This window comes from Streptomyces sp. NPDC055966 (assembly GCF_042269865.1).
Classification (GTDB): Bacteria; Actinomycetota; Actinomycetes; order Streptomycetales; family Streptomycetaceae; genus Streptomyces.
This window is the reverse complement of the sequence record NZ_JBHJYK010000030.1, coordinates 86,730-98,031: the sequence shown is the minus strand read 5'-3', so window position 1 is coordinate 98,031 and position 11,302 is coordinate 86,730. Positions and strand designations below refer to the sequence as shown.

The following is an 11,302-nucleotide window of genomic DNA, read 5'->3' as shown; positions in this document are numbered from 1 at the left end:
GGTGGTTCTGGTCATGAGGGGGTGGTTCTCCTGTCGTGCCCTCTCAGGCTAACCCGACGAAGCGGGACGTCTCACCCAAGGCTGACAGAGAGGGCGCCGGAAGTGCGGACCGGCTCGCGTACGTCGTGGTCATCCCACTGCTCGCCGTGGCAGCCTCGGTGCTGCTGGGACTGTGGGTGTTCCAGCGGGGTGCACTGCTCGCCAGTCTGCGGGACCGGGCCGAGCAGGCGGAACGCGAGCGGGATCTGCTCGCCGAACGCGCGGTCGAGGCGGAACGGCGTCGTATAGCAAGGGAGATGCACGATGTGGTCGCGCACCGGGTCAGCGTGATCTCCCTGCAGGCCGGCGGCCTATCGGTGAGCGCTCCGGACGATCGGACGGCACAGATCGCCGAGGTGATCCGCCGTACCAGCGCCAGCGCTCTGTCCGAACTCCGTGAGGCGCTCAAGGTTCTGAGGGTCCACCAACCCATGGACTCCGGTTCAGGGTCGCCCACCCTGGACGGCATCGCCACGCTGGTGGAGGACACCGCCGCGGCAGGTGCGAACCTCCAGGCGGACCTACCCGATCCGCTCCCGGAGGTCTCCGGAGCCGTGGGCCGGGCCGCCTACCGCGTGGTCCAGGAGGCCCTGACCAATGCCACCAAGCACGCCCCGCACGCGGCGATACGCGTCACGCTCAACGTGGCGGAGGACCGACTCGAGGTCACCGTCACCAACCGGCGCGGGGCCGGCAGCCACACCTTCGCCGTCCCGGGATCCGGTTACGGGCTGATCGGTATGCGGGAGCGCGTCACCCTGGCCGGGGGAACACTGCACACGGGCGGGACCGACGACGGCGGGTACCGTGTCCGGGCGGTATTCCCCCTGGGTGCGGATGAGGTTGCGGCGTGAGCGTCAAGGTGGTTCTGCTGGACGACGAGGAGCTGGTACGCGAAGGCATCCGGCTCATCCTGGACGCGGACCCGGAGATCGAGGTCGTCGCCGAGAGCGGCGATGGATCGGCCGTCACGGACCTCGTCGCCCGCCACCGCCCGGATGTGGTGCTCACCGACATCCAGATGCCCCGCGTCGACGGACTAGAGGTGACCCGGCGTATCACCGCGCTGCCCGAAGCCCCGGCCGTGGCCGTCCTCACCACCTTCGACCTCGACGAGTACGTCTACACCGCCCTGCAGAACGGCGCGGCGGGTTTTCTACTCAAGGACACCCCACCCCGCGAACTCGCCCGCGCAGTCCACGTCCTGGCGCAGGGCGAGGCAATGCTCTCGCCGAAGATCACCACCAAGCTGCTCACCGAGTTCTCCTCCCGCGCCCCCGCCCAGGCGGCGAGGTCCCGGCTGGAGGCCCTCACCCCACGTGAACGCGAGGTCGCAGTGGCGGTCGCCCAGGGCATGAGCAACGCGGAGATCGCGCGCCACCTCTATATGAGCCAGTCCACGGTGAAAGTCCACATCGGCCGCATCATGACCAAACTCGACGCCGCCAACCGCACCCAGGTGGCGATCCTCACCCACAACGCCAACCTGGCCTGACACAACGCCAGGTCTGCCCGCACTGCCGCGGACGTTCGGCTCCGACGCCAACCCAAACATCGACCCGGCCACCGTCAGTACGGGCCATGCCCCAAGGCTGGGTATTTTAGGGCTTGCCGATCAATAACTCGCCGTCTTGATCTCCGGTTTGGGGATGCCGAGGTGTGTTGTGAGGTCGGTGAGGTCGTCGAGGGTGGTCAGTTGCGTCTCGGCGGGTTCGATGGCGTGTCCGATGTCGTGGAGGAGCCGGCGGGTTTGGCCGATGGCCCGGCTGAGGGTCACGGGTGTCACGGTGAAGAGCGGGGCGATGACGATCTGGGGGAGCTTGTACCTCTGGTACAGGATCGTGGCCAGGAGGCGGTCTACGAGGGTGAGGCAAGGACGTCGTCCCGCCGCGGTCGTCGCCCTGTGCCTGACGGCATGGAGCGGCATGGCCGAACACCTCACCGGCTTCGCCGACACAGCCGCGGTCACCTCCTACTGGCTCACGCTCGGATTCGTCGCACTCCGCCTATGCGTCCTCGTCGCCCGCGTCGCCCGAACCGCCGCCCTGCCGACCACACGCCGGCTGTCCACGGCCCTGCTGCACATCGGAACCGGACTGACCCTCGCCGCGAGCCAGAACCTCCTCGCCATGGTCCGGACCGCTCCTCATCCAGGGTCCCTGGCCGAGAGCACGGCACTGGGCCTCCTGGCCGCCACGGCCATCAGCACCGGCCACGACCTACGGCACAAGAGGGCGTAGACCCCAGCCATTGGAGTGCGATCAGCGCTCCGCGACCGCCGAGCGCCGGTAACCGCTGAACCGTTCCCGACCCCTGACCCAGGAGTTGCCGATGACCGCCGTGTTCCCGAAGGTCGTTGTCGTCGTGCCGACCTACAACGAGCGGGACAACCTGCCCGTCTTGGCCGGCCTGCTCGCGGACCTGCCGGTGCCGAACCTTCATCTGCTCGTGGTCGACGACAACTCACCCGACGGCACCGGCGAGGTCGCCGACAATCTCGCCGCCGAGTCTCCTTTGCTGAACAGGGCGTGGACCGCGGCGTGACGCTGAGTGGAACGACTCCGCAGCGGCATTGTCCAGGGCCGACCCGACCCGCCCCATCGACTGCACCACGCCCCGGCGGCCGCACAGCTGCTGGAACGCCCCAGATGTGTATTCGGCCTTCGCTGCCGCGGTCCGTGTGGAAGATGACGCCGTCCACCTGGCCGCCTCGGGTCGCGATCGCCATCTGCAGGGCGGCGCTGACCAGCGCGGCATCGTGCAGCTCACCCATCGCGTAGCCCAGCCGTCAGAGGGTCAGGGTTCGGCCGTCGTCGAGAGGGCCAACTCGTGGAGCAACGCCGCTGAGGCGCACGTGTCTCGACGACGGCCGAACCCTGCGTTCAGCCGCCGCCGACACACGTGTACATGGGCAAAGCGGAGGACTTCACCATGAAGGCGTACGGCACGAGAGCCAGTGCCACGACGGATATGGACGGAACCCGGTTCACCCTGACGCCCGACGGCAAGATCACCGGACAGTGGCCACAGGAGCACGGCACGAGGTGACGCACGCATCCACCCGCCCGTAGCCCGGCAACCCATCCATCACTTGTACGGTGCGCTCGCGGCGACGGCGAGGCAGCCGGGCTGGCCCCACTGATCGTGGACGACTGCATCCCACAGCCGGTGCTGGCCGAGATCGCCGAGGAGATCGGCGCCATCTCGGCCTGCGCGGTCGACCTGGTGGACTGACCGCCCGGTTCGCCGTATCCGTTGTGGCCCGCCGCCTCACTGAGGCTGCGGGCCACGGACTGTGCGCCTGCTGTGTCCGGCGGACAACCAACTGTCCCGTATATACGTCTACGTGTTCGACGGGCCGTCGGCGGGGAGCCGGAGCCGTCACGACGAGCAGGGGAGCGCGATGGGGTGGTCCAGGCGGGTGGCCGCGCTGGTGTCGGGGATCCTGCTGAGTGGCTGTGTCTCGACGGGGACCGCGTTCGCCGCTTCCGGTCCGAAGCTCGACGTGGAGATGTTCGGCAGCGACTGGGCCCGCCCCGGGCAAGTCGTGGATCTGTCCCTGGAGTGGGTGCCGCGGGGATCGAAGGCCGTGACCGCCATCTCGTCGGCGTTCTCCGGCCCGGTCGCCTTGAAGTGGTCCGACGACCACGGTGGCTTCGACGCGGTGGCCACGCTGGCCATGTCCGCCAAGCCGGGTGTGTATCCGCTCGTCGCGAAGATTGGTGACCGTGTCGTGGCCCGGAACAAGATACGGGTCCTGCCGTCCCAGCGTCCGTCGTTCGAGGTGCAGGCTCTCTACGGCACAGCCGCCCGGCCGGGGGAGCAGATCGACACGGAGTTCGACGACCTGTACCCGGGAGAGTCCGGTACCGGCTTCACCGTGCGTTCCACCGCACTGGCCGATCCGGTCCGGCTCGTTCACGACAACCAGTACGACCACTACACCCCCCGCCTGTTCACCGGCCGGCCGTACCTCCGCCCGGACGTGAAGGACGGTACGTACGCCTTCGACCTGTACGGACCGGATGGCCGCCGGGTCGCCGAGAAGTCCCTCACGGTACGGGCGGCACGGCCGGGTGACAGCGACTATCTGGGCAAGGCCCGCGGTCCGGTCTTCTCCCCGACGTTCGACCTCGACACCGCCCGCGAGCACGGCTACCGGGTCCGCGCCGGAGGAAGGGTCTACGTGCTGTGGAAGGACACGTACCCGGACCCCGGCGAGGAGAACCGGCTTTCCGCCACCTCCCCGGCGTTCACCCGACCGGTCAACCTCAGGCGCGATGACACCAAGGCCGCGGACGGCGACGACCCGCGCTACTACGCCATGGCCACCGTTCGCACCGGTCTAACGCCCGGCACGTATCCGGTCACCGTGGTCGCGCACCACGGCCGGGTGAAGAGGACCGGCCAGTTGATCGTCGCTGGTCGTCCGGTCGCCAAGCGCAGCGTCACCGCGGGCCCAGGCACCGGCTGGCTCGGCGTGTCCGGTGGCCTGCTGGTCCTCACCGCGCTCGGTGTGTACGTCGTCCGCAGGCGCCGCCACACCACGGCGTAGCGGCCACCGCGCGACGTTCGCCGACCGCCGCACCGGACCGTGACCGGCAGCCCCTGGCCGACTGGGCACGTCGGCCGCGCCCCCGGCCTTCGTACCCGGAGCCGGAGGAGTGGGAGATACCCCGTGTCCCGTTGCCGTACGAGCGGGCCGTCCTCGCCGGCGCGGTGGTGGTGTCTCGCGGGCGGTGATCCTGCGCGGCTCTCTGCCTGATGTCTCGTCTGGGAGGGGAAAGTCCCGGTCGGCCGGTACGTGGCCGCCCTGCCCTTCATCCTGGAAACATGACGTCCAGTGACCCCGCCCCGACACACCCGCAGCCATCGATCACAGCGGTGACGCGGTACGAGATCTTCAACTGCCTGCGCGGGATATCGAGCCCCTGGTGGGGGAGATTGGACGAGGTCACGTTCCTGGAGGACCTCTATGACCTGGACCAACCTACGTCCGAGAACGGTCGGCTCCCGACTGTCCGCGCTGACATCCAGCAGCACCGGATTAACAACTACGACCTGCCCGACGACTGGATCTTCGAGGATTCTCGGTTGGAGCTCTCCGACGGACCGGACGAGGTGCTGCTCGCCTTCCTGGCACGAACCGTCCATCCCGAGGTCGCGGCTGGTGTCGAGGAGGCGACGTAGCAGGTCGACCTCACCCCCAGCCCGGACCGCACCACCTGAACGGCTGCGACGCGATCCTCGTCACCTGCGGATCGGCGTCCCGAAGGATCAGAGGATCAGCCGGTCCCGCTCCAGCCGCGACTCGTAGCCGATGTCCCCGCCGGTCGTCGCACAGAAGTACCAGCCCGCGAAGCTCTCCCCGCCCTTGGGTCACCGGAACGGACGCACCGGTGCCGCACACTCGAAACGCACGCCCCAGCAGGCTGCAAGCGACCGCCGAACCTCTACGCCGTCCTCCAGAAACCTCAGGTCAAACGCACCAAGATCCGGATCCGCGTACGCTTCCGCGAGCTGCCCCGCCGGGAGGCGAGCGACCGGGGCCGCGCGGTGGCTGGTCTGCTCGACTACGTCACTGCCACGCGGAATGGCCTGGACGTGCTCGCGCAGCGGGACGTCCAGGCCGTCGCCCGCTCCATGACCCAGTAGAAGGGATCTGCCCCATGCGCGCATCCAGGGCGACCCGGCGCGCGTACCGTGAGGGGAGGACCCGCCGGGAGGACCAGATGAGCGCGCAGCCCGACCACGCCCCCGTCACGCCGTACGCCCCCGCGCCCGGGGCGCCGGCCGAGCTGCTCGCGCAGCTGCGCGCCGACCGGCGCGCGGGCACGTGGGTGCCGGCTTTCGAGCGGGAGTGGGCGGCCGCGCTCGAGGAATCGCGGCGCACGTTCTCCCTCGGTGGGCTGTACGCGGTCGTCCAGGAGTGGCAGGGCCGCCTTGCCTCCGCCCCGGCGGTCGACGCGTTCGTCGCCTCCGGCTACGACGACAGCGAGTTCATCGAGATGGCGGAGCTTCGCGGGCGGCGCCGGTGACCGAACAGCCGTACGCGGTCCGCTTCTCCGCCCTGGCCGCGAAGGTCCTCGACACCCTGCCCGAGCACGTCGAAGACATGGTGTGGGACGTCCTGGACGCCGCCGCCGGCGACCCGTGGGGCTTTCGGCAGTGGCACGCGGAGGACCCCGAGGGCGAAGACGTCCGCCACGCCTCCGTCGGCCAGCTCTCCCTCACCTACTGGGTGAACCGGCCCCTGCGCCGCCTGTCCGTCCTCACCATCACCTGGCTCGGATAGCCACCGGTGCAGGAGCCCTGATCCCGGCATCGCAACTGCCGGGGTCAGGGCGTTTCGTATCGTAGCCACGGCCGGGAACGGGCCTTCGCTCATCTGCACTGGTTCCGTCGCCTGCGGATTCGATGGGAGATCCGTGACGACATCCATGCAGCATTCCTCACCCTTGGATGCGCGCTCATCTGCTGGAGGCGGCTGGTTGCCGCCCGGCGGAATGCCCCGGTTGCGATGGCGGCCCCGTGGTGAGGCCGCCTGCGCGAACTGTTGCTGTGGACGCCTACCAGGGGACGCTGCCGTGCCGGTCGGTGAAGGTGGCGGTGGGGCCGTCCGGAGTTAGCTGGGCGGCGCGCACGATGGCCTCGGCTCCCTCGGCGACGGTCTGGATGCCGGTGTGGCCGTTGAGGTCGGTGGCGGTGAAGCCGGGATCGACGACGTTGACCCGCAATTCGGGGTACTGCCGGGCGTACTGGACGGTGAGCATTGACACCGCCGCCTTGGAGGCGTGGTAGGCGGGCGAGGCGAACTGGCCCTCCATCCGTTCGGGGTCGGTGGTGCGGCCGAACGAGCCGAGGCCACTGCCGACGTTGACCACGATGCCGCGCCCACGCTGCAGCAGGGGCACGAAGGCGTGCATCATCCGGACGACGCCGACCACATTGGTGTCCAGGACGGCCGTCGTGTCGGGGCCGGTCAGCCCTTCTTCGTCGTCGGACGGATCGGCGATCCCGGCGTTGTTCACCAGCACGTCCAGGGCTCCGGACTCCTTCTCGACGAGCTCGGCCGCCGCGCGCACGGAGGCATCGTCGGTGACGTCACCACCAGCGGGCGAGCACCCAGTTCCTTGGCGGCCTGCTCGGCCTTCTCCTGGGTACGGGCCCCGGCCCAGACCGTGTGGCCGACGGCGATGAGTTGACGGGCAGTTTCGAAGCCCAGCCCCTTGTTCGCCCCGGTGATCAGTGTCGTCGTACTCACAGCCCTTCTCCTGTGCACCGGCCCGTGGTGGAGAGCCCGGCCTCGATGGTTACCGCAGCGCGCTGAGCAGGCCGATACGTGCAGTTGCTCTAAGTAACGAGAGTGGGCAGATTCGTTACTGTGCGCACATCTGGAGGTCACCGTAGAACCCGTTTAGGCCACCTCGTGTCCGCATCGGGGCACCAACACCCGTCAGCACCCTCTCAATGAGGCCGGAGGCACCCCATCTCGAAGATCATCTCGGTAGAGGTTCTTAGCCGCGCGGTAGTCACCACCGGCCGCGGGGCCGTTCGGCACCGAGCTGGACCTCACGCCGGCACTCGGGACAGTCCGGCAGACCCTCCACCCGGCGCGGCCTGTCGCCCTTCGCCCGGTTGAACCCGCACAGCGCCGTGTTCGAGTACGGCTGGACCTGGTCGTCCTCGCTGGCCTGCCAGCCGTGGCCCGGCACGTTCCAGCTGAACGTCACCTCCCCGTCGTACGGGGCGCCGTCGGGCCAGTCGTAGACCGGCTCGGTCGTCGTGCAGCGCATCCGCAGAGCAGGCCCCGTCCAGCGCGTGCCGTGCCGGATCTGCGAACCAGCGTCGACCGCGTCCGCGAGGCGCTCGAAGGACAGGTCGTAGTCCCTCATGTGCTCCCACGAGCCCGGTTTCTGGTCGCGCATCAGCGAGCGGAACATCAACAGCAGCCGCGCCAGATCATGGTGACCGACACGCACGGTCCGCGTGTCGTCGTCGTAGCCGTACGTCGGGTCGTGGGCGGGTCTTAGGTATTATCGGTCCTCGTTCGCGTTACTACGCCGGTCAACGCCCCACCACAGGGCCTACGGCGCGGCCGGTGGCCTGACCGTCGTGGTCGCTTGCGGGTCCTCAACGACCTGGGCCCGCGGGTTATCTGGGGTAGTTGAGCGAACTGCCTGGTCAGCGGCGACGATCGTGTGCTCTGGTGCCCAGCGGTTGTATCGGTGGACGGTCGGCGGGGTGCGGGCGGGCGGACGTGATGAGTGCCGGTCCGGTCGGTGAACATGCCGATCGCGGTCTACGACCCCCAAGACAGTGCGCTGACGCCCCACCGCGGATTGACCACGCCCAGAGCGGGGGAGGGTAACCCAGTGTCATCATCTCTTCACCGAAAGGGATGGCTCATGCGCAAGCTCCCCCTCGTCACGGCCGTGGTTGTCGGCCTTGCCAGTGCCACGCTGATCGCACCGGCCGCGCACGCCGCGACGGTGGACGTGACCTGTGCCGGTACCGAGACCGTCCGATACGACCCCGGACTGCTCTTGATCCCGCAGACCGTCCACGGCGATGTCACCGGCATCCTGGCACCATGCAGCTCCTCCGACAGGGGCCTCACCACCGGCAACTACCAGGAGAGCTTCAGCACATCCCTTTCCTGCGCCACCCTGCTGGCGCCGAGGACTGGAGCCAGGGTCTTCCACTGGAGCAACGGACAGACCAGCACCTTCACCTTCAACCGCGCGCTCAACAACGTCGCCGGCCAAACCACGGTCACCCTCACAGGCGACATCACCAGCGGCGAGTTCGCAGGCGACACCGCCCTCGAACAGGTGACATTCGTGACGCCGACCACCCTGCAGTGCCTGAATCCCCCCGGGCTCACCGCCCTGGGCCCGGGCCCCGCGGTCCTGACCCTCACCCATCCCTGATCCTTCGGGCTAGACGGTATGTAGGTGCCGGTCGTGGGCCGGGCCTCGCTCGCAAGTTGTCGTGGGTTGCCGACCGGGCGCAGCCTGGCCGGTAGTGCCTACATTTGCGGGAGGCCCGGTGTTTTCTGAGCGTACGAGCGTCGGGTTGGATGCGCATGCCCGCAGCGTGGTGGCGTGCGCGATCGACACGGTGACCGGAGAGTTAGAGTTCGCGCAGATAGGCGGCGTGGGGAGTTCTTAGCGAAAGGTGGGCACAGGTCAGGGGCATTTCAAAGTCCCGGTGATCGTGTGAGTCCGCAGGTCGCGGTGGTGCGAGGAGTACGGGCCGAGCCACGACGACGGCCCCAAGCCTTCCTCCTAGGGCAGCTCGGCCAGCCGATTCAGGACCCGCTCGGCGATCACGAGCGACTCTCGCTCGGCCTGGACCTCCTGCAGCTGCATAGCCAACTCCGCAGCGAGCGTGTCCAGTTCACTCCGGCAGCCGTGATCCGCTCCAGCTCCCGCATCCCCACGCCGCCCTCCCCGCTCTCCGGGCGGTACCTGCCCGGTGGCGGATCGCAGAAGCGGTGCCGCGGCAAGCGCAGCAGAACCAGAGGACGCCCCCGAACGCCGTGTCAGACGATCTTCGCCGTGGACACTGGCCGACAACCAGCGCGAGTAGCTCTTCCGGCCCCCATGTCAGGACCCGTGACCAGCAACCTCACGATGCGCCACTCTGACTGATCTCACGCCCCCTGGACGCCCGGGCCGGGCCGCAGGTCTTCTCCGAAACATGATCCCCGCCATCCGCCGCGCAGCAAACAGAACAGAGGTTCTGTATAGTGAGGCCACAAGCAGAACCGTGATTCTTTTTGCAGGAGGTGTGGTGCCTCGACTCACCGACGCACGCAAGGAACTCCGGCGCGCCCAGATCACCGAGGCCGCCGTACGCTGCTTCAGCCGCAACGGCCTGGAGCGGACCTCGATCGCGGACATCACGGCCGAGTCCGGCCTGTCGACGGGCTCGATCTACGCCCACTACCGCAACAAGGCCGAGTTGGTTCAGGCCTCGGCCCACGCGGTGCTCGCCAAGCGCGCGGAGGTCCTCGGCGAGTACGCCGGGAGCGACACCCCGCCCGACCCCGACGAACTGCTCGCCCGCCTGATCGCCGGCATCGACCCGGTCGAAGCCCGGGTCGGCGTGCAGACCTGGGGCGAGGCGACCAACAACCCGGCCATCCACGGCATCGTCGTCGACACGATCGATCGGATGCGCGCGATGGTGCACGACAGCGTCACCGCCTGGCTGGTCAAGGTCGAACACCTCGAGGCGGCCGAGGCTCAGGAGCGCGCCACCCCGATCGCCCACCGGGTGCAGAGCCTCTACCTGGCCCAACTGCTGTATACCGCCCTGCAGTCACCGGCCGAGGAGACCGCGCCATGACCACCCTGACCGCTCCGTTCGCCGGCCGCACCGTTTTCCGGGTCGGCTACGGCGCCCTGCAACTCGAAGGCCTGTACCACAGCCGCGGCGAGGCCGTCGCCCTGCTGCGCCGCGCGGTCGAGCTGGGCGTCGACCACGTGGATACCGCCCAGTTCTACGGCTTCGGGTTCGCCAACCAGGTCATCCGCGAGGCGCTGCGCTCCGAGGACGGCGTCCTGGTCGTCACCAAGGTCGGTGCCGACCCCGACCCGGGCGGGCCTCTGCCACTGCGTCTCGCACAGCGTCCCGAACAGCTTCGCGCCAGCGTCGAGGACAACCTGCGCAGCCTCGGCGTCGACCGGCTCCCGGTGGTCAACCTCCGCCGCCTCGACTCCGGCCCCGGCCTGCGCCCGCACGGCGACCAGGTGGTCGACCTCGACGACCAGCTCGAAGTGATGACCGCCCTGCGCGACGAGGGCAAGATCGGCGCGATCGGTCTGAGCAGCGTCACCCTCGACGGCCTTCGCCGTGCCCTGCCGGCCGGTATCGCCTGCGTGCAGAACGCGTACAGCCTCGTCTCACGCGACGACGAGGACATGCTGCGGCTGTGCGCGGCCGAGGGCCTCGCCTGGGTGCCGTTCTTCCCCCTCGGCGGGTCCTTCCCGGGCCTGCCCAAGGCGACCGACGAACCGGTGGTGCACGCCGTCGCGGAATCCCTGGGCGTCACACCCTCCCAGGTCGGCCTCGCCTGGCTACTGCACCGCGCCCCCAACGTGCTGCTCATCCCCGGCACCGCCGACCCCGCTCACCTGGAGGCCAACACGGCCGTCGGCGGGATCACTCTAGACGCCGCCACCCTGGCCACCCTCGACGCCATTGAGTCCCGCTCCGCCGAAGTCCCCATCGGCTGACCAGCCCCCCGACCAGA

The 11,302-nt window shown here is 69.0% G+C and carries 13 protein-coding genes and 2 pseudogenes; 12 read left to right on the top strand and 3 right to left on the bottom strand.

The window, feature by feature from the left end:
* The first annotated feature begins 35 nt into the window (after window positions 1-35).
* The gene (locus ACFC8N_RS42495) at window positions 36-893 is read left to right on the top strand and encodes a sensor histidine kinase (RefSeq protein ID WP_376294985.1); all 858 of its coding nucleotides are present in this window, start codon (window positions 36-38) and stop codon (window positions 891-893) included.
* Entirely contained in the window at window positions 890-1,534 is a 645-nt protein-coding gene (locus tag ACFC8N_RS42490) for a response regulator transcription factor (protein ID WP_362823089.1), read from the top strand. The genes ACFC8N_RS42495 and ACFC8N_RS42490 overlap by 4 nt, the downstream gene beginning before the upstream one ends.
* Window positions 1,535-1,654: 120 nt before the next feature.
* Here ACFC8N_RS42490 and ACFC8N_RS42485 read toward each other — a convergent pair.
* A pseudogene (locus ACFC8N_RS42485) lies at window positions 1,655-1,924 on the bottom strand (ISAzo13 family transposase); the annotation flags it as partial.
* A 40-nt stretch (window positions 1,925-1,964) separates the two neighbouring features.
* Between ACFC8N_RS42485 and ACFC8N_RS42480 the strand changes: the two are divergent.
* The 7 genes from ACFC8N_RS42480 (at window position 1,965) to ACFC8N_RS42450 (ending at window position 6,334) form a co-directional block, all read left to right on the top strand.
* On the top strand, window positions 1,965-2,279 hold the full coding sequence (locus tag ACFC8N_RS42480; protein ID WP_376294983.1) for a hypothetical protein: 315 nt from the start codon (window positions 1,965-1,967) through the stop codon (window positions 2,277-2,279).
* Window positions 2,280-2,370: 91 nt separating this feature from the next.
* Window positions 2,371-2,583 carry a glycosyltransferase gene (locus tag ACFC8N_RS42475; RefSeq protein ID WP_376294982.1) on the top strand — a complete coding sequence of 71 codons (213 nt, stop codon included), beginning with the start codon at window positions 2,371-2,373 and terminating at the stop codon, window positions 2,581-2,583.
* A 363-nt stretch (window positions 2,584-2,946) separates the two neighbouring features.
* Window positions 2,947-3,087 carry a hypothetical protein gene (locus ACFC8N_RS42470; RefSeq protein WP_376294980.1) on the top strand — a complete coding sequence of 47 codons (141 nt, stop codon included), beginning with the start codon at window positions 2,947-2,949 and terminating at the stop codon, window positions 3,085-3,087.
* A 355-nt stretch (window positions 3,088-3,442) separates the two neighbouring features.
* Window positions 3,443-4,594 (top strand): hypothetical protein, encoded by a 1,152-nt coding sequence (locus ACFC8N_RS42465; RefSeq protein WP_376294978.1) that lies wholly within the window; start codon window positions 3,443-3,445, stop codon window positions 4,592-4,594.
* Window positions 4,595-4,872: 278 nt separating this feature from the next.
* A complete protein-coding gene (locus tag ACFC8N_RS42460) occupies window positions 4,873-5,229 on the top strand; it encodes a hypothetical protein (RefSeq protein ID WP_376294977.1) in 357 nt (118 codons plus the stop codon).
* Window positions 5,230-5,771: 542 nt separating this feature from the next.
* Window positions 5,772-6,077, top strand: coding sequence for a DUF6247 family protein (locus tag ACFC8N_RS42455; RefSeq protein ID WP_356040282.1), 306 nt, complete (start codon window positions 5,772-5,774; stop codon window positions 6,075-6,077).
* The gene (locus ACFC8N_RS42450; RefSeq protein WP_376294975.1) at window positions 6,074-6,334 is read left to right on the top strand and encodes a hypothetical protein; all 261 of its coding nucleotides are present in this window, start codon (window positions 6,074-6,076) and stop codon (window positions 6,332-6,334) included. Before ACFC8N_RS42455 ends, ACFC8N_RS42450 begins: the two co-directional genes overlap by 4 nt.
* Window positions 6,335-6,608: 274 nt before the next feature.
* Here ACFC8N_RS42450 and ACFC8N_RS42445 read toward each other — a convergent pair.
* A pseudogene (locus ACFC8N_RS42445) lies at window positions 6,609-7,303 on the bottom strand (SDR family NAD(P)-dependent oxidoreductase).
* 268 nt (window positions 7,304-7,571) lie between these two features.
* Window positions 7,572-8,021, bottom strand: coding sequence for a hypothetical protein (locus ACFC8N_RS42440; RefSeq protein ID WP_376294974.1), 450 nt, complete (start codon window positions 8,019-8,021; stop codon window positions 7,572-7,574).
* A gap of 426 nt (window positions 8,022-8,447) precedes the next feature.
* Between ACFC8N_RS42440 and ACFC8N_RS42435 the strand changes: the two genes are divergently transcribed.
* The 3 genes from ACFC8N_RS42435 to ACFC8N_RS42425 all read left to right on the top strand — a co-directional run bounded on the left by ACFC8N_RS42435 (window position 8,448) and on the right by ACFC8N_RS42425 (window position 11,285).
* A complete protein-coding gene (locus ACFC8N_RS42435; protein WP_376294973.1) occupies window positions 8,448-8,972 on the top strand; it encodes a hypothetical protein in 525 nt (174 codons plus the stop codon).
* Between the two features lie 865 nt (window positions 8,973-9,837).
* Complete coding sequence (locus tag ACFC8N_RS42430; RefSeq protein ID WP_376294971.1) at window positions 9,838-10,395, top strand: TetR/AcrR family transcriptional regulator; 558 nt, start codon at window positions 9,838-9,840, stop codon at window positions 10,393-10,395.
* Window positions 10,392-11,285, top strand: coding sequence for an aldo/keto reductase (locus ACFC8N_RS42425; protein WP_376294970.1), 894 nt, complete (start codon window positions 10,392-10,394; stop codon window positions 11,283-11,285). The genes ACFC8N_RS42430 and ACFC8N_RS42425 overlap by 4 nt, the downstream gene beginning before the upstream one ends.
* Window positions 11,286-11,302: the final 17 nt, after the last annotated feature.